15 protein-coding genes and 1 pseudogene are annotated in these 19,746 nt (G+C 37.6%); 3 read left to right on the top strand and 13 right to left on the bottom strand.

What is annotated here, in order from left to right:
* Window position 1: 1 nt before the first annotated feature.
* From DWV53_RS12300 to DWV53_RS12245, 12 genes and pseudogenes are all read right to left on the bottom strand, one after another.
* Window positions 2-1,051, bottom strand: coding sequence for a glycosyltransferase (locus DWV53_RS12300; protein ID WP_118154348.1), 1,050 nt, complete (start codon window positions 1,049-1,051; stop codon window positions 2-4).
* Window positions 1,048-2,802 (bottom strand): polysaccharide deacetylase family protein, encoded by a 1,755-nt coding sequence (locus tag DWV53_RS12295; protein WP_118154345.1) that lies wholly within the window; start codon window positions 2,800-2,802, stop codon window positions 1,048-1,050. Before DWV53_RS12295 ends, DWV53_RS12300 begins: the two co-directional genes overlap by 4 nt.
* The gene (locus tag DWV53_RS12290; protein WP_118154342.1) at window positions 2,799-3,434 is read right to left on the bottom strand and encodes a hypothetical protein; all 636 of its coding nucleotides are present in this window, start codon (window positions 3,432-3,434) and stop codon (window positions 2,799-2,801) included. Before DWV53_RS12290 ends, DWV53_RS12295 begins: the two co-directional genes overlap by 4 nt.
* On the bottom strand, window positions 3,410-4,288 hold the full coding sequence (locus DWV53_RS12285; RefSeq protein ID WP_118154339.1) for a radical SAM protein: 879 nt from the start codon (window positions 4,286-4,288) through the stop codon (window positions 3,410-3,412). Before DWV53_RS12285 ends, DWV53_RS12290 begins: the two co-directional genes overlap by 25 nt.
* On the bottom strand, window positions 4,285-5,400 hold the full coding sequence (locus DWV53_RS12280; RefSeq protein WP_118154336.1) for a DUF512 domain-containing protein: 1,116 nt from the start codon (window positions 5,398-5,400) through the stop codon (window positions 4,285-4,287). The genes DWV53_RS12285 and DWV53_RS12280 overlap by 4 nt, the downstream gene beginning before the upstream one ends.
* A 6-nt stretch (window positions 5,401-5,406) precedes the next feature.
* Window positions 5,407-6,243 carry a radical SAM/SPASM domain-containing protein gene (locus DWV53_RS12275; protein ID WP_118154334.1) on the bottom strand — a complete coding sequence of 279 codons (837 nt, stop codon included), beginning with the start codon at window positions 6,241-6,243 and terminating at the stop codon, window positions 5,407-5,409.
* Between the two features lie 579 nt (window positions 6,244-6,822).
* A pseudogene (locus DWV53_RS12270) lies at window positions 6,823-7,002 on the bottom strand (RNA-binding domain-containing protein); the annotation flags it as partial.
* A 3-nt stretch (window positions 7,003-7,005) separates the two neighbouring features.
* Window positions 7,006-8,772, bottom strand: coding sequence for an AAA domain-containing protein (locus DWV53_RS12265; RefSeq protein ID WP_181992488.1), 1,767 nt, complete (start codon window positions 8,770-8,772; stop codon window positions 7,006-7,008).
* Window position 8,773: 1 nt separating this feature from the next.
* Window positions 8,774-12,775 (bottom strand): sacsin N-terminal ATP-binding-like domain-containing protein, encoded by a 4,002-nt coding sequence (locus DWV53_RS12260; RefSeq protein ID WP_147468790.1) that lies wholly within the window; start codon window positions 12,773-12,775, stop codon window positions 8,774-8,776.
* A complete protein-coding gene (locus tag DWV53_RS12255; RefSeq protein ID WP_118154325.1) occupies window positions 12,732-13,157 on the bottom strand; it encodes a hypothetical protein in 426 nt (141 codons plus the stop codon). Before DWV53_RS12255 ends, DWV53_RS12260 begins: the two co-directional genes overlap by 44 nt.
* A gap of 24 nt (window positions 13,158-13,181) precedes the next feature.
* A complete protein-coding gene (locus DWV53_RS12250; RefSeq protein WP_118154322.1) occupies window positions 13,182-13,907 on the bottom strand; it encodes a UpxY family transcription antiterminator in 726 nt (241 codons plus the stop codon).
* Window positions 13,908-14,226: 319 nt separating this feature from the next.
* A complete protein-coding gene (locus DWV53_RS12245; protein WP_118154319.1) occupies window positions 14,227-14,781 on the bottom strand; it encodes a hypothetical protein in 555 nt (184 codons plus the stop codon).
* A 179-nt stretch (window positions 14,782-14,960) separates the two neighbouring features.
* Between DWV53_RS12245 and DWV53_RS12240 the strand changes: the two genes are divergently transcribed.
* Window positions 14,961-15,146, top strand: coding sequence for a hypothetical protein (locus DWV53_RS12240; protein ID WP_117586369.1), 186 nt, complete (start codon window positions 14,961-14,963; stop codon window positions 15,144-15,146).
* A gap of 145 nt (window positions 15,147-15,291) precedes the next feature.
* On the opposite strand, the gene DWV53_RS12235 is transcribed toward DWV53_RS12240, so the two are convergent.
* Window positions 15,292-16,341, bottom strand: a complete 1,050-nt coding sequence (locus tag DWV53_RS12235; RefSeq protein ID WP_118154316.1) for a hypothetical protein — start codon at window positions 16,339-16,341, stop codon at window positions 15,292-15,294.
* Between the two features lie 631 nt (window positions 16,342-16,972).
* Here DWV53_RS12235 and DWV53_RS12230 point away from each other — a divergent pair.
* Window positions 16,973-17,428: a DUF6078 family protein gene (locus tag DWV53_RS12230; protein ID WP_118154313.1), complete on the top strand. Its 456-nt coding sequence runs from the start codon at window positions 16,973-16,975 to the stop codon at window positions 17,426-17,428.
* A gap of 251 nt (window positions 17,429-17,679) precedes the next feature.
* Entirely contained in the window at window positions 17,680-19,566 is a 1,887-nt protein-coding gene (locus DWV53_RS12225; protein ID WP_118154310.1) for a VapE domain-containing protein, read from the top strand.
* Window positions 19,567-19,746 lie beyond the last annotated feature (180 nt).

The following is a 19,746-nucleotide window of genomic DNA, read 5'->3' as shown; positions in this document are numbered from 1 at the left end:
ACTATAAATTCTGGATTTCTTGTATTGCTTGTTGATTTCCTGGAGCAAAAAAAACTCGTTGGCACTTAGTGCTCGCCGTTTCTTTGATTTGTTCAGCCAATTCTTTTGGCTGAATGCTGAGAGAAATCGGTTTGATATTGTGTACTCCTAAAGCGTCAAGATTTTGTTTCTGTTCTGCTTTTCTATATTGACAGCCAGACAGAAATGACAATGCTGGTATACCCAAATATGCCAATTCGCTTAAAGTGTTCCTTCCAGATCTTGTAATAATGAGCCCTGCTTTTGAATAATACTCATGTATATCAAGTATTTTATCATGGAGTATAGTGTTTTTCCCATGCTTGAATTCATTGAGAGCATCATAAATATTCTTCGATGAGCAAACGATATGCATATTGTATTCTTTTAGATACTCAGATGCATCCATGCATAATTTAGCTATTTGAATAGTTGATTCAGAAAAGGAATATCCAACATTAACTGTACCTCCACCTAACAAGCAATATATATTGTTTGTACTATTGATATTGACATCTAGTATTTCCTTTCTCAGAATAGTGTTTACAGATACTAATTTCTTATAGTTTCCGGTATTTGAAACACTTCTTAACCCATGAACTATTGCCAAGTCGGAAAGAGAATACATAGCATTAAAATAGCGCATAGCATCCTGATCATTCTGTTCATTTTCTATGTCTGCAGGGTTTAGCAATGCTACAATCTTTAGTTTCGGATATGAGATTTTTAATGCCTGGATTATCAATGGCTCACCATCTATTATTACAATGTCAGGTTGGAAGCATCGTATTTTTTCATGAATATAAGCTCCAGTAACATTCGTGGGAAGTAACCCAATAGAGCAATAGTCCATTGGTACCACTTCATGCAGGTTTTCATATCCTTTTAGTTCAAGATAGCGATTACCTTGGAGATAGGAAATAATTTCAATGCAACAGCCATACTCGTCCCTCAGCGTTTCAAGAAGTGAAACTCCGGAAACAACACGACCTAATCCTGGAAATCCTCTAAATATTCCCAATATTTTTTTCATTGTTTTTTAAGCATTTTATAAATTTCCGTAATAGAATATCTCTTTAACTGATGTTTGTCAACAACCATTGATGTTCCACCTTGGTCAACTGTGAATGCGTACTTATAATATTTTTCAACACAGCGGCGAATAAATTTGTTATAAGCGCCATAAGGATAGGCATATGTATCACAATATCCGACTATTTCATTCAAAGCTTTCTTTGATTCTAATAGCTCATATTCAATTTCTACATCACTTAGTTTGAGAAGATTTTTGTGGAAAACGCCATGTGATGCCACCTCCCATCCTTCTTTTATAAGAAGGTTAATGGCGTTTATGTCAAGATGCTCTCGTAAGATTGCGTCCTTGTTATTCCAGGAATTATCCTTTCCGATGAGACCAGTGCAAACAAAGACAGTTGCTGTAAATCCCTGCTTCTTTAATATTTCTAGCGCATCATTAGTTAGGCTCTTATAGCCATCATCAAATGTACATACAATCCACTTTTTTCTTTCTTCTTTACTCTTTGACAAATAGTCATGCATGGAACATATTCCATATCCCTTTTCTGCAATATATCCAACGAAATCTCGAAAAACGTTTGTTGGAGTAGTTATACTATCATGAATGTCCCCCATAACATCATGAAGACCTACACACACAATGCTCTCGACTTCTATTTCATTTTTAGGAGTTTTGTTATACGACAACATCCCAAGCCACTTTTGTGCTATATATTCCTTGGCACAGTTACTTCTGATAACACCTATAGCTTCTTGATAACGCTCAGCCAAGTTTGGCATGCAACATAATGCTTTCAAATTGTTTGCCATAACGTCAGGAGTGAAATCCTCAAAAAAGAACTCGGCAAATTGCTTCTGTAGCGTTTCTGCTATAAATCCTGTTTTGCTACTGATAAACCCGGTTCCACACTGAAGGCTTTCACTGATAGCGTTGGGATGACCTTCACACACTGAAGCCTGAATGTAGAAATCCCAATCTTTCATGGTATCTTTTAAAATCTCACGTGGTTGATAACCTAGAAATCTTATATTATTTCCAAGATTATGTGCCTTGACTTCATTCTGGTAATTTTCAAGCAAGTCACTGTCGATTTCTCCAACTAAATCCAAACAGATGTCTGTTTCTGAAATTTCTCTAAACTTTTTAAGCATAAAGATAAGATTACCTATGCCTTTTTTCTCATTCAAATGAGAGGCTGCTGTTCCTATGACAATCTTATCATTTAGGTTGTGAAAATTGATTTTCACATAATCACCTTCATACTCATTTGGAATGATAATTGTTTTTCCATTTGCTTCAGGACAAAGACTTATAACATTACGAATCATTTCCTTTGAAAGGCATACAATCTTACTCGCTCTAGTTGTGGCTTCTCGAAGATACCAAGTGTCATCAATAGACCATTTTACAATATTTATGTCACTACCGCGAAGAGCTAATATAAACCGTTTACCTAACTTCTCCGCAAGCATTGCACCGTAATACCCATTGAATCTTCCACCAAAAGCAATAACAACATCAGCATGTTTATATACTAAACTATCATGCTTGAGTTTGTATTCCTTTCGAATGCCATTCTCTGTATTCGGGTTCATCCCTCCTTTTACGGTATATATAGGATTTTCTGTGGAAGACAAAACTATCACATTATGTTCCTTCCTTAGAATATCCACAACTCGCTTGCAAGCTAATGCCATACCGCCTCCATCGAGTCCTATTTCTGATGTAACAATAAGTATGTTCATTTCTTTTCTATCAAATATAATGTTTTACTTTTCTTATTTTGAGGATATTTATATGTCTGCCATGATTTAATTTGAAAGTTTGGAAACATTTCATCTACATCTTTATGGGACAAGCGAAGGTACTTTGGAAATACTTCATCTTCAATTGTATACGAACTATCTATAACTTCCATTATAAAGTATTGGGGATTACCAGCATGTTTATAAAAATCCTTCAATATTTTTTTATAGCCAACTTTACTATCTACAAGTTCATCGTACACACAATTAACCAATACAAGCACATCACATTCTATATGGCATTTCGCAGGATATTCTCCCAAAGAAACAATATTTTCTCTTCCAAACAAATCATTTAATCGACGTTTGGCATTTACTGCTAGTAATGGGTCTTTTTCATAAGATGAAACTCTTGAAAATCCAAGTTGACAAAATATTGCAGTCACATCACCTTGTCCGCAGCCTATTTCAACTACTCTCTTATTAGAGGGTATTCTACTCATTATTTGATATGTAATTTGCCAATATTTAGGGAATGGTGTAATACAATACTGCTCACTCCATGGAGAAACAATAAGATCATCTAGATGATCAAGATTGTATTTTTTTAGCAGTTCTTCAAGCTCTTCCATGCTTCTCTGAATTGTTGTTTGATACTTTCTTCTCCTTTTGACAAATCCAATATCTTTATTCCAGAAGAACGCAGAATACATGGTTGCAGACTCATGTCTGGTAGTATTCTAATCTCTGAGTAATTTCGGCAGCTATCTATATCTTGAGTAAAACATGGTGAGTCGATGTAGAGTACAGAAGTTTGCTTATCTCCTTTTTTCAGCAGCCATCTAATAGCTCCAGTTCCTTTATCTATACAACTAACGACATATTCTTTAAGTATTGGAAATACAAATGTCTTAAAATCCTTGCTTCCTGTGAGACCTATTTGTGGTAAAAGTTTGAGTGGAAGTTCTTCTTGAAGAGCAAATTCTACCATATCCCTAACATCTGCCTCAATATCATTTTGGATAACACAGTTTAATCCAACTTTCAATCCGGCATTACGAACCATTCGTATATTTGTTATGATTTTATCTATAAAACCATTACCAGTGCTTTGATGAAACTTCTTAGCTTTTGTATAGGGAAACTGGATGTTAAATTTTAAAGGAATATCCGCTAATTGCTGAACTTGTTCTTTAGTTATCAGAGACAGATTGGAGGCACAGCATACTTCCCATTCTGCATTTCTATATGCATATCTAATCATCTCAATGAGGTTTTTATCAAGGAAGGGTTCACCTCCACTAAAGCAAATTTCAGAAATCCCCTCATCCTTTACAGCATCTATGAGGATTTTGAATTTGTCAAAATCCATCGTTTTGATGGTTTTACGAGAAACCTGTCCTTCATTATGACAAAAAGGGCATCGATAGTTGCAGCTATTGGTGACCAATATTCTTAATTTATCCCAATATATTGTATTGCTCATGTCAAATAAATCTTTGCGTTATAGTATTGCTCTAATACTTCCATCTTTTCACCTTTCAGGTCTCTTCCTTCTGAGTTGTACATTTCTTCAGGAAGGAACATAACGTCATTCCTCTTAGGATGGAATTGTTCTATGATGTCGCCATGATTCAGAAGCCCTGCAACTGTAACAGAGCCACCATAGAGATGGTTCTTCACAAGGTTTGTTTGAACATTAGGGTAATCTTTGAATGCTTTAGTAAAATAATCATATCCAGAGACTGGACATATTAGATTAATAAATACATCCTTAGGTAATTGCGAAATAATTTTCTTCTGTCTTGCTATATGCTCTTCTGCCTCTATAAAATACTCATTATTTCCTCCTCTGAAACAGTCTTTCAATTCAGGCACAGTAAACACTACTTTAGGATAATTTACACTTAACCACTCAATGCACTTTTCGTATCCATCAATGCTAGATTGTGACAACCCTTTAAGTCGTTGTTGTGATGTAGAAGTATGCTCTATACGGCGAACCAGAATCTGCTTAGCTTTTTGGTCAATACCTAGGCTATAAAGCAGGTCCAAATCTCTTTTTAATTCATCTATATTACCTGTGAACATTAATGTACATTTGTTAACAGGTCCATATTTTAATAAGAACATAGTTCGCTCACGTGCTGACCTTGGTATAATGGCTTCTCTCTGCTCCTGCATCGTAATTAGAGACAAGTCAATTCCATAATTAGGGATACTGTTCAAAAAATCCACTTTATTTTCATTTATATAGGCACCAGTTGTTACAGTTGTTATTTTCTTTTCTGGAAAATACTCTGATGCCATTTTTATGAATTTATATATTTTGGGATGAAGAAAGGGATCTGTGTGTGGTGCAACTAACACACCTGCTCCAAGACGAACATAATTTACCTTTGGATTAATATACTCAAATCCTTTCAGTAAATCATCTTCATCAATTTGCGGAATCCGCGGATAATGTCCTAAATATGAATCTGTATGAACTTTACAGAAAACACAGCCAATACCGCAATATTGACTACTAATTGGTATATTCCCGAATGTTGCTATCTCCATAGAGAAAGCATCAAACTGTTCTTTATTTAATATCATAATAATCTAATAAATATCATAATCTTGGAAATCATTGCAACGAGCGCATATTGAGATACGTTTCCCATCAAGAAGAGATAATTTTATCTTTTCCATTTCCGAATTATTCCAACAATCTAAAAGATTATCAGTCATGACATTCCCAAAACAAGTATCATACAAAAAGTCATCGCAACATAGTAAAATATTTCCTGAGTACCCTATAGTAATCTTACGGAATGGATAATTGCAAAAACCGAAGTCACCAGGATTAAACTCTTGCGGTATGTTACCGGCATAGTTTGGTAAAACCTCATCCGTTCTTCTTTTTTGAAAAGACACCTTAGGATTGTTCCAATATGCAGAGTAGATAGGTTCAATATACTTTGACCATTTTTCAGGATATTTGTCCCTATCACCTCGATAATCATTGATGTTAATATTATCCAAACCAAGTTTGAAGAATTTGTCGAGTCTATCAACTGTTAATAAAGTACCATTTGTTGTCATGTCAAGAAAGAAACGAGGTGATTTTTGACGTGCATAAACAATCATGTCTTCCATCCTATCTTCTAATAATGGCTCGTTTGAAAGCATGAGTGCTATTCTTCCATTATAATTTATATCTGAGAGTTGATCTATAATTTTTTTGTAGCACTCCCATGACATAATTTCTAAAGTCTTTTTATTGAAAGCATGCGGACAGAACTTACAATGATTATTACAATCTGTACGTGTTTCAATTAATACCTGCCGAAAGATAGGAAAACAACCATGCCTGTCATAGTATTCCTTGATTTTAGCAATATCTGAATCATGACGAATATTTGCTCTTACTGAATTATTGTTTTTCTGTATAATCATAATAATTGTTCAATTTTAAGAGTTAAATTTGAAATAGAATTATCTATATTCAGATTCTGAAAAGCATCATGGGGTACTGCTTCCAAAATATCAATATAATGTTAAGGTACATTCTCTACCGACACCCCACCTCTGTTCTTTGAGATGAAGGGCGTACAAGAGGTAAGTCTTGTACTTGAACACGATGAACCTGTGTCAGTAGGTTGCCCATTATACAATGAAGCGTTAGCCGTTAAAGGCTGTTTGATTTTATCTTCCAATGTTATATCCAGAGGTTAGATGAAAAACCGACTGACTTTTCTTTTCAAGAATTGTCAAATATAGACCACAAAGGTAAGGAAAAAATCCGATATTAAAGATTTTTGTAGTGGAAAATTGTGTGCTTAGGATGGTTTTTAACATTTGACAATGCTTGGTGAGTTTCCCCCTGAGAGGCGATTGTAAGAAGAAATAAATCATAAGAATCATTTTGGTTTATCCGAATCGTTTTGATTGTTTATATACTAACAAAGGTCGCCGGTATTTTGGCGACCTTTATTTGGTATCATGACACACCCTGTTCGTTTCTAAGAGATTCTTTACACCAATCATAAGATGTCCACCCTCCATGTTGGCAATAGCTGACACGTAGGATATGACATCATCCATCTCCTCCCCACAGAACGAGTTCTTCAAATTCTTATATTACTTCCATTCACAGCGAGCATTTTCTTGTGGGTACTTGCGAAGAATATATTGTTGTAATTTGTGTTCGAGCATAAGCTATTCTAATAAATATTTAAACGTCAATTCTTTTCTGCTCTCATTTCTTGCTGGTATATAAATATACCTTTCTGATTTTAATTTTTCAAGATATGTTCTAACCACTGGCTTGATTGTAGGATACTCAAACAAGTTCTTATCTGCTATAATAATCGTATGCTCCTTGGCACGACTGGTTGCAACGTTAAAAAGGTGAGGTTCGAGGGTTCTAATGTATGACGTATTAGGAACCAAAAACAAGGTAACATCAGTAGTTAAGCCTTGTATTCTTGCGACAGTGTCAATGATTACATTGTCATGAGACCCTACATTTTGAGTAATTGCTTTTTGAAGTGCGCGTGTCGTATTTCTCATACATGTTAAGATCGCAATATCCTTATCTTTCGCATCATTAAGAATGCTCCCAACAATGTAAGCTGCTAACATTATTGCAAACTGAGGAGTATATTCTCCAGAGGGCATATCTGTCAAGACTAAGGTTGGACCACCTTCCTCAAAGAGAATTTTTTTCAATGATGGTAACACCATATAAACGCCAGATTTATAGGCCTTCAGTGTTCCATTATAGAAAGTACCAGTATAGTCTGCTGCTCTCTGTCCAAATCTATATGTTGTTGTTAGCTGATAAATTGGAGACGAACTATTGTCTGCCAATAATTGAAGACCATTTATTATATCTCCATAATTGCATATTTTTACCCTATCTCCATTTAAGGCTACAATCGGTGGCAACTGGTGGATGTCACCAACCCACAGATTGTGCTTACCTATTTTCTTGCTTGCTGCAAACATAGCTAAAAGAGCTTGACTTGCTTCATCCATTATGATAAAGTCAAAGGGAGTTTCCAAAGTAAGATCAGCAGCAAATCCACTTGTGATGTAGTAAGTAGAAAGGACGATCGCTGATGGGATAGGCGCAATTTGCTTAATGGGTTCCAATTTGGACATCTCTCGATGTTCATCCGTTGTGATATTGGTCTTGAAGATTTTGCCTTCTTCGAGTAGTGATTCAACTGCAGGTTTCTCGGCAATTTCCATTAGAGCCCGGTTTGTTAAGGCGGTTACCAGCACAGAAAAGCCCTCTTTACAAAGTCTTGCACATAGCTCCGCAATCATGTATGTTTTGCCTGTACCTGGAGGGCCTTGCAAAATCATTGTATCAGTTAGGCTTAACTGGGCGTAGACAAAATCGGCAACATTATCATGATTGATAAGTGTTGGAGTCCAATTCTTTTGAGTATATGCACAATCCAAAACAGAAGAAACCGAAGTGCTTATTTTATCTTCTACCACTCTTTGTAAATTCATTACGTAATCTATCGGTGGACGTTGAGGACCAAATGCAAGAATTATTCCAGGAGTATCTTTTATGTATTCTGCAAAATCAAGGCTTACTTTGCGAAAGCCTACTAATGAAAAGTTCTTGTCATTTGTTGACGAATGCCAAATGCATACAGCTTCAGTTGAGTTATATCTCTGTTTGTACAAATCACGGTAAGTTAAATTTCCCCAGTTCCTATAGTTTTGTAAGTTTGGGGGAAGTACCATACACATCAAAAACTCCCCTTTTCTTGGCAAAGATCTAGTATTGGGGAACTTCATGATCATTTCTCCGTCTTTGAACGTAACGAACTGTGCAACAAACATCTCCTCGCTGATTTGTAGCAAGGAGATGGCTGATGTCATGAATTTTTTATTGAATTCCTCAGTTTCAGCTTTAAGCTCATCCTCAAGGAATTGCCAATGATTAAGTCTGTTGATATACATATTACAATAGAGATTCTTCTTCAGCGCCAATTGAAGCTGGCAACGTTTGGGCTGGTAAGTCATGCATATCTCGCATTGCCAGCTTGAGTTCCTCATTAGGATTATTGAATGGTTCTGGAGTCTTGTTATAACCAATTGTTGTACCAAAGTTGAAATGAAGACCCTTAAAATATTTTAGAGTCTCTGCAAGCGCTATACATCTATTCTTGTACTGCATATTTTCAGGGCTGAAAGTAATTGCAATAGTATTTGTATCTCGAGGCAGTGCATAGAATGGTACACATTGAGGCCCATCATGAGTTACAACCCAAAGCATCGATCCATCCTTTGATAATTGCTCCCAATCAGATGTGTTGAGAGAGAAAGCGCGTCTTCTGGATTTATAACTATGAACAACAATTGGAACCTCTCTTCCCGTTGGGTCAAGTACACCATAGATATTGCACCATGCGTCCTCACATATGCCTTTTGTGAAACGATAACCTTTTTCTTCAAGATACAATTTAACATCAGTTTTTGCTTGAAGAAGATTATCCCTCATTTCTTCTGCAGAAAGACCTGCATATTGAGGTTCAGCAACGGTAATAGTACATGGTTCTCCGGATTCTGAAACAGATTCTATGTCGATTGGTATAATTATATCGCTCAGATTATTGACATTATAATCATCCGAATCCTTATCTTCTGGATTTGGCTCGTTAATCATACCCATAGCAGCCAATTGACTCTTGAGGATTTCGTTTTCATCCTCAAGTTGTTTAACTTTGTCGGTCAGTCCTCCGATTTGAGCACTGTTTTCAATGATGATTTGAATTTGCTCGTCAGTAAGTTTGCTACTTACATTCATCAAGAGTTCGCGCTTCTCCTTCTTCCAAACCACATTGAGGACTATCGAGTCTTCTATTGGCTTGGTTTTAGGGAAGCTTGTTTCATTGAATTGTCCAGATTGTTCTTTCCAAACCTCAATCAATTCATGAACAGCATTGATATAGTTGTCATCCTCCCATTTTGCTGGTAGCTGATAGTATTCATAAACCTTATCATCTATCAGTTTATAAGCATTAATAGCTCCAATTACAGATTGAGGCTGAAGGCAACTACGAGAATCCATCAGAATATTCCTATAGTCTGTTTCAGGATCAACAAGCAAGGATATAATGTTCTTGAGCAAATCTCCTATATTTCCCCCATCCTTATTAAGGTCACAAAATGACTTCAGAACACCATTCTGGTTTGGGAAGATAGAAAGATGCGAGTATGAAATATTAGCATGTGAAAGAAATCTGTAATACTTATTGAGTATTTCCCATATTTTAACTTCACCTACCTTACCAAGTGATGTGTTGATTGCGTCAAGTGTACCCATAGACGATATTGCTTCCTCTATCTGGCTGCAAACATATTCGTTTGCGGATAGCCACAGGTCGGATGAATCAAAAGAAATATCGCCTTCAAAGTTTGTTTGACTTGGCAAAATCTCTTTGGATACGTCGAATATATCTCTTTGATACTTATATAGTTCCGAGTCTTTGTCCTTAGGAAGGAGACTGACAACATAAAGGGCGATCTTGTCAAGAACATCTTGAGGTTTATAATGATATTTTTCTCTGAAATAGTTTCCGTAGACATACGAATTAGTCGTAGCAAACTTAGATTTTAAGTCTGCTGCAAATGAAGTGATTGTTTTGTTCTGATTAACAGAAAAAGCAGATGCATCTATGTCCTTATGAAGTAGAATCTCCTTGTAGTTCAAATCGGCAGATTTGAAGATGTCATTCTTTAATTCTTCAGGAACTCCCGCATCTTTATAAAGGTTTTTATGTGCACAGAAATTTCCTTCCTGGTTTGGAAGAACTTCAAATGCATCTAAATTCGTAATTTGAATGTTCAATGCTAAAAGTGCATCATTCAACCATTTTGCATCAAGACCAGATGGAAGTTTTGATAGTGCTCCTAGTGACTTCAAGCTATTGAGAACTCGTGACACAAACCAAGTATCTACTTCCTTCCATGCAGCGTCAAGAATACTATTGTCTGTTATAGATACCGCATCAGTAATAGAATATAGTGAAGTACATATCTCATAGAAACGTTTTCTTTGGTTTCTGAATTCAGAAGAATACTTTTCTTCGGCATTTGGGATAATAGAAATCAATGGCATAAGACGAGAAACTTTAGTAGTCTGATTGCCATCATCTATAATATTTTTTGCTAAACGATTGAGATCTGCGCTATAGCTTTGAGAATTATACTTGGAATCCAAAGATACAGCTGTTACATCGCTATGCAACAGAATTGGCTTTACATCTTTACCTAGCTTTACGAGTAAGTCAATAATAAATGCAGAAACCTTTTCTCCTTGCTTGAAATTCTCAGCATCTATTTTCTTCAACTCGCCATTCATATTTGGGAGTAATGCATACTTCTTAAGGCAGCGTTCGTCATAAGTCTGAACATGCGTCAAGAATTTATTATACCAATCAGTAACAGCAACTCCTTCTTCAAGAGTTATATTGTTCCAGTTGTTTTTTTCTTCGATATTCTTACATAAATCCTTAGTGTTCCAAATATCCAAACCTTCTTCCCAGACAAATTGAGACCATTCGAGATTATCTTTAATTAATTTGTCTGGATACAAACTAGTCAGGAGGCTAAAGACATCATTTTCATTTTTACTCTCTTTGACAAATATACAATCGGCGAGTTTTTTTAACTCTTTGTTTGCATATGACTCAACAACAGGATATTTTAGAAGAACATCACGATAGTTCTTAATAACATTTTCAGAATACCATTTTTCATCAAGTTTGTCATGCTCCTTTGCCTTCTTTAGTCCGTTTGCGAGCAGATAGAGTTTTCCGTAACTATTGGATGATAAATACGAAACCAAATTGTCATATAAGCTATAAACTTTGCTATATATGATTTGATTGATTCCGACTTCAGAGATATTATTATGTTCCTCATCCCAATTTTGACCTGACAACAAAAGGCTCTGTCGTTCTTCATCTGGTTCAAAATCTGGACTATTTAGGATTATTGGTTCTTCAAGTTGGGTTTCAATACCAACTAATGGCAATACACAGAAATGCGAAGTGTTACCAGCATGACTGACAATACAATTATTCTCATCGACCTCGATGGCTGCGTCAATTCTGATTTCTCTATCTGCTCTATATCTATCCGATAGTTCTTTGTTATATTCATGATAGGATGAATATAGGAACCTTCTGATGGATGTTGTCTCGCCATGTATTTCAAATATAGCGGACATTACATTTGGGGCTACTTCTTCAATTGGGCGTCTGATAATGTTAGTAATTTTACCATTATCATTTAATTCAATTGATGCTAATTCTTTACAGAAAAGCATAGTCTGTGTTATGTGTTTGTAAAAATTCTCAATACCGAGTTGTATTGCTCTGCGACCTGAATCTGTAGAAACATGGTAAGTAAAAGTTGTCCATTCGAACAAATCCCCATAATACTTCTGTGACTCTTCCATTTTATCGAGTCCTTCAAGAAGTTCTTTTTCGATTTGTCCATCACGGTACATCGTAACTCTAAATCCACAAAGTTCAGTTTTTTCATCGTTACTATACATATTACTTTCTATTGTAACGACTTTTGATAGACAATGAGTTGTTAAGAAGCCCGTACCAAACCTACCGGTGCTTTCTGAATTTTCCTTATCTTCACTATACTTATACAACAGACCAAATCGTGCATCAGAAGTAAATGGATTTCCATCATGACGAAATCTTACGATATCACCTTCTATTTCTATACGCACGTTTATTTGGTTTCGTGTTGGGTCACTTACAATTGTATCTTTCGCATTTTGTATAAGCTCCCAAACCCAACGTTTGCGATCCACGTCGCTGGGCTGATTAAGTTGGCGCAAACGTTTTGCAACGTTGCTTATGTACATTTTACGAAGAAGTTTCTCGTAAGAACCTTTAATTACACTCGGTGGTGCGATTTCTGTTTTTATTGTAGACATAATTGTTAACTTTAATAGTTGCCAATTCTTGTGATGCTGCTTCCAAAGAGGCTCCGATTGCTAAAGCATTTTCGGCATAACCATAATCTCTGAATTCAATAATGTTCTCTTGCTTATTTACGATTTTCATTCGTTTTGGGGACATTTGAATATTGTTCTGCCATAATGGATGCACGCCATCCATATTGTACATAGTCACAGTGTATCCTTCGGCACCTTCAATATTCTTTTCAATTGTTATTCTACGATGACAATTGTAGTTATGTCCGGAGACATCTTGCCCATTTTGGAAGCGGACATGGTCTGATGAATCGAAAACAATTTTCCCACTAGGAGGGTTATTATCTCCTTTTATAATGCAGGTTAAAAAATCTTTTTCCATTAGCTGATATTGTTTTATGTATTATTAATCTTTGATTATCTTTATAGCACCTTTAGGTATATAAGCAGTAGCGAACAAATGGCTCTCAAATAACTCTACCACCACTCTCTGTTGCCCAGCAATCCTTGTTACTCTACCACGTATATCCTTAAACTCACCCTCTGTAATCACTACTTCATCCCCTAACTTACATTTGATATTCTCAGAAGTAACAGGGATGATATGAGGATTATGGATGGAAGTTAAACGGATAAAATTATCCATAGCAGTATCGGCAATGATAAGAGGAGGATTCTTGGTTGGCGCATTTTCACAATGTGAAGTATGGTCGTAATAGTAACTCAACAAAGCCCTATTTTCAAAAGCCTTGATGTTCTTATCTTGCAAAAGAGAGTCAACTTGCTCTGCCGATGCATGAACAAACACAAAAGAAGAAATAAGAGGCTCCGTGATGATTCGCTTCTTTCCTTGCTTTCTTACCTCTTTATATCGTAAAGGAACATAACATACCAATCCTTTAGCCTCTACGAATGATTTTGCCTTGATTATACGCCCATACGTAACTCGTAGAACAAACCATTGCTTGTTTAGTGAAGGCACGTTCTCTACCGACACCCCATCCTTGTTGTTTTGGATGGAGGGCGTACAAGAGGAAAGTCTTGCACTTGGACACGATGAACCTGTGTCAGTAGGTTGCCCATTATACAATGAAGCATCAACCATAAGAGGCTGATTGGCAGAATCTTCCATTTTCGTTAAAGAATTAGATAAAACCTGATGGTCTTTACTTTATAGAATTGCCGTTATTTAACTACAAAAATAATAAAATTAAATTAGACCAAAGAAGAATATAAGGAGAAAAGTAGAGGCAACTAAACATTTTAACGTTTGTTTATGGTTCAAATAATAATACCGAATAAAGTCTGCTGGGGCAATGCTGAAACAGAGACAGCAATCACTCCAGTCGTTGTTATATCGTTTTTACCGACTTGTTGTTGGGAACACAACCCTTTAAAACAATGAAACTGGTTTATTTCATTTAACAAGATAACACCAGCAACAACGGCATTTATATCTGCGCCCCCTCTTTGCCTATGTCATCAATAACCTGAGAGTAACATTGCTTGGTTCTGAAAAAGTCATTAAAAATCGCAGCAAGATAGGCTTTCGTGTTTGGGATATTCGGCATTAGCAGACATTGTAACTTAGACAGAACATAATAAGACTTTTCTTTCTCATACAGAATATACAAGACAGTATTATGCACTAAATGATTAGTACGATTAACTGCCTTTTTCATATTCTCTACATCTTGAAGATTCTCCGAATCCACCATATCCCAATGAAGGTCCCAAATTGCAATAAAGGCTGAGTCGTTTGAAGCCTCTATCATAAACTTCTCATTTTGATACGTAAAGTAAATGTCATCATTCTCTATACGAACTTCACAATTAAGCTGCCGGAGCAACTCAAGACACAAATCTCTAGTACCAATATTCTCATTGCTATCATTAGATGGCGAGATTGAATTAACGATCTCATCCATCTCTTTTTCTGCTCTTTTCTGGCGGATGTAATACATCAAACTTATGCCAATCAATACTGAAATAATTGGTAACATCATAATTATAATCTTTTTAAATTAATACTTTATGAGATGGCAAAGTTAGTGTTTTTTTTGCAAACAGATGTACATACTCGGGAAAAACTTACCTCCACAAGCCTTGTGGAGCCTAAACATTTGTAGCATCTACCACCATTTATTATTTTTGCAGCCAAAATAACAATAAAAATAATAGGAATATGGAAAGACTCTTTTTTTTCGTGATTGCCGTTGCGTTAGCATTCGGCGTTGGTTGCCTGGGAAGAAACAGAAAGATTGGTTTCGGATGGGCTTTTGGTATCTCACTCATCAATGTGGTGATTGGTCTCATTGTCGTATTATGCTCTAAGAAGAAAACGCCAAATGAGCTTGAAAAGAAAAACTAAGTTGAAGATTTGGGGATGGGCATGTATTCTGATTGGAGTAATTGGCTTTATCTGTATCATTATGCGTGGCAACCCAAACCTCGGACCGAGCGTTTGGGTTGCCATAGGAGTTTATTTGTTATACAGGAAGAATACCTAAGAAAATTCACTTCCACTCCACAAGCTTTCTATCCAATGGTATCTTTTTGGGTTCGCCACGATTGCCATCAATGAAATAACTCCCGGCTAGACTTTCATCAAACTGGAGAGTGAAGGCTTGGCGGATACGGGCACATTTCTCATTGATAGAATTAGACAATGGATTCGTCAGGGCTTCGATGCTCTGGCGAATCTTCTCTTCCGAAAGATGTGCCCCGTTGTTGTTCGATTTCTTGCGAATATCCACATAGATATCATATAGCTCTTCCCTATAATCCGACAGACATTTGAAAAGGATTCCCTCCTCATGACGCAAAAAGAGAATATACACCGCCTTTACCAATGGCTCCATCTTGATAGTCATATCATGATAGTCGGGCAGTATGATATCGTAATTCTCCGTGATGACCATTCTACTCAGATTCTTGGGTGGAAAGAGATACTGCTTCAGCACCCAATCGCTTACTCCGCCAAGGCGTAAGTCCTGTACCTGTCGGTACACCTCCTTCATCTTCTGCCTGATATCATAGCTGAATGTTTCATCTGCCGGAATCGGTTTAGGATCAAATATACTGTATGGGAAATCATCGACAGAGCTGAACATCACTTTGCAATCCGGCAACTTATCATACGCAGCCTGCATCAATGGCATAAAATCCTCATCTTCCTCTATAGACAAAGAATAGGAATTGACATAATATATGCCATCCTCCTCATGGTCTAGCTGTAAGATGCTAGGATGTAATTTCTCCTTATTCTTTTCTTCTACCAATTGCGACAACAGCAAATCGGAAGGAACAGAGATGTTCAAATCCTCTTTATTCATCGCAGGATAGCTGTAGAGAGCAGTCTTCTTGATATGAGGACCCAGAAATGGGAAATAATTAAAATGAATAGACTTGCTGATAAACAAGTTGTTGATATCCACGAGATGGTTGATGATGGAAAGATTCAACTTTTCATCATACCCATTCTCTACAAAGAACACCTCGCCATGTAGGCGTGTTGGGAAGTCGCGAAACTTCAATACCTTTTTTCTTCCAATCTTTCCGGTCATTGCTTATCTATTATTATATGGTTGATTACAGTATTGTACATGTCAGAGCTATCTTATGTATTTATCGAATAGCTAAACACCGAACATGGCAAAAAGAACAAAAAAGACTCACCCTGAGCGCGCTGTTCTAAAGGGAAGCGGGGGTGAGTATGTTGTTACAAAGGTACAAATGTTATTCGAAACAACAAAACTTTTAGCTAAAAAGTTTCGAAAAAAGTTATGTGAGGGGACACTATCGTAAAAAGGAAGGTATCTGCGGAACATAATTCTTCCAACAAAAGGGATGAGGCTAGAAGGAAGTTTAGAAAGAAGTACGCAAGCGATAAAGGCCCAACAATTACACGCACGTATAAATCTTTTTTCTCAAAAAAAAGTATCAAAGTCTCATTTTTAGGTATAAAATAAGAGTTATATCTTTAATACACAGAACCTTATCGCGAATGAGACTTCTCTAAAAATGAAGGGAGAAGTATCATGGAAGTATCATAAACTAGCGAGAAGTATCATGATTTTTTGCTTGCATCGAAAAAAAAAGCTTTATGAAGTGATAATAATAGCATTTGCAAGGCAATAAACAGGATGTTTTTGCGTTTAGTAAAACAGAATGTTTTATTCTTAATACTTAAGAAACATGGATGAAAAGGAATTACTGAAAAAGGCTTTTGAGTACGGAAACGTACCTAGCAACATCACCTACTGTTTCACCGAACCATGTCCGATGAAAAACAAATGTATCCACTATCTATCCGGTCTCTATAAAAATGAGAAGACTGATAGAGGGGATGCCATTTTCCCAAATGCCCTGAAAAACGGGAATTGCAAGTACTTCGCTCCGCTGCGTGTCGTGAAAATGGCATGGGGATTCGACAAACTCTTTGCCGAAATGAAAGTGAAAGACGCTCCTGCACTGCGCGCCGAAATGAGAGACTACCTCGGCAGCAAAGGACAATACTACCGTTACAAACTGGGACAACTGAAACTCCTGCCGGAACAACAGGCATATATCAAACAGCTCTTCGCCAGATACGGATATAAAGATGTTGAATTCGACTATTTCTCAGAAGAGATTGATTTCACTAAAAGCTAATCTTTTTCTCTGCCCTCCAGATGTTCCAGCCATGCCATTTAAGCGGTCCCACAGAGAACACGTGACGGGCTACCGGTGAACACGTGACGGGCTACCAGAGAACAAGTGATGGGCAGCCATTGCCCGTATAACGGGAAACGAGTGCCCAATTTATCAACCAAACTTTGGGCAACGCTGATAAGATTTTATAGTTTATAGTTGACAGTTTATGGTTAATAGTTAACAAAGAAACATCCTAATCAATATATCCAATGAAGATAACTATAGTTCATACAAACAACAAGAAGCAGCTCCTCGTCAGCACAAAGACGATGGAGAAGTTGCTGCAACGTATCGCAAAAGATGACAGCAGACTTACTGTTACCCATTTCCGCGAATACGTGACCTATATGGAAAGCGGCTACGAATATTACAAGGATATGCCAACATGGATGCACATCTACCCCGCTGCTGAATTCGCCAAAGACGAAAACAACAACCTGAAGATGAAGGCGTGCAACGGTATCCTGATGCTGAAATTCGGAAACATCACGGATGTGGACGGCGTGGAGGGCGTGAAGCGCTCGGTTGCCATGCTGCCTTCTACCTTTGCTGCACTGGAAGGTGCTGATGGTAAGTCGGTTATCGTATTGGTAAAATTCAGCAATAAAGATGATTTGCTGCCTGCTGAGGAGGCGGATGCCGAACGACTGTACCGCATCGCTTACCAGCAGATTTTGCCTGTATATCAGGCGATTGCCAAGGCTTCGGTGCTCACAGACGGACCGAAACCTTCTATAGAAGCGGGCTCAAACCTGTCTTTTGAGCCTTCGATGCACAACAGTTTTATGATGACGCTCGATGCGAAACCTTATTTCAACAGTAAGGCGGTGGCGATGAAGATTGACAGCAACATGCACCCTCAGAACCAGGCTTTCAACACGGAAGATAATCAGCAGATGATTCCTGGTTCCGATACTTCGGAAGAAGAAAAGAAAGTTGACAAGAACAGCGTTCGCGAGAATATCATGAGCATGATGCAGCTGCTGAAAAGTAAATATAACTTCAGATACAACACGGTGATGAAATTCGTGGAATACATGCCGAAGGAGAAGGGGTGGTATGGTTTCCAACCCGTAGATCCGAGAGTGCAGAAGCGCATGACGCTGGAGGTGCAGCTCGCAGATATCCGAGTGAGCATCAAGGATGTCAGGAATTTTCTGGAGTCTGATTATATCAAGAATTATAATCCGATAGATGAATATCTCTTCCAATGCTACGACAAATGGGACGGGAAGGACCATATACGTGCCTTGGCTCGTACGGTTCCTACCAACAATCCTTACTGGGCAGACTGGTTCTACACCTGGTTTCTGGGCATGGTTGACCAGTGGCGCGGCTTTACCCATCGCCAGTATGGCAACTCGGTGGCTCCGCTTCTGATTTCCAAGCAGGGTTACAACAAGAGTACTTTCTGTCGCCGGCTGTTACCGCCGGAGCTGCAATGGGGATATAGCGATAATCTGATTCTGTCAGAAAAACGTCAGGTTTATCAGGCGATGGCGCAGTTTATGGTCATCAATCTCGATGAGTTCAACCAGATTTCTCCACAGGTGCAGCAGGGATTTCTGAAGAATCTCATCCAGTTGCCTACGCTGAAATACAAGCCTCCGTATGGCAGTCATGTCATGGAATTTCCTCGTCTCGCCTCGTTCATCGCCACGAGCAACATGAAGGATATTCTCACCGACCCATCCGGCAACAGAAGGTTTATAGGCGTGGAACTGACGGGACCTATCGACGTGAGTGTGCGTCCGAACTATCAGCAGCTTTTCGCCCAGGCGCTGACCGCCCTGCACAATGGCGAGAAGAGTTATTTTGATGCGGAACAGGTGAAGTTGATCATGAAGAACAACTGCCAGTTTGAGGTGGCTGAGCCGATAGACCAATATTTCCAGCTCTATTTTGATTTGGTTGAGAATGAGAAAGAGGGTGAATATCTGACTGCCGCCGAGATTTTCGACTATCTGAAAAAGCAGATAGGTTCATCGCTCAAGGTGAACAGTTTGATGGGATTCGGCAGGAAACTGGCGAATATGAGTGAGTTAAAACATAAGAGATTTGCAGATGGTATGAAGTATCTTGTAAAGAAAAAGTAAAATAATGATACTTCTATGAGACTTTAATGAGACTTCTCGGCACCAAAACCGAGAAGTCTCATTCTTTTTATCTTATTATCTATCAAGTCTTTAAGTCGACATTTTCAATAGAAAATGAGACTTTGAGACTTTTTCTCAAAAAATTACGCTAAAATCTGCCGAATAGCTTAGAATGAGCGA

Origin of the sequence: Segatella copri, assembly GCF_003465495.1 — a bacterium.
GTDB classification, from domain to species: Bacteria; Bacteroidota; Bacteroidia; order Bacteroidales; family Bacteroidaceae; genus Prevotella; species Prevotella copri_G.
This window is presented reverse-complemented; position numbering and strand designations above follow the sequence as displayed.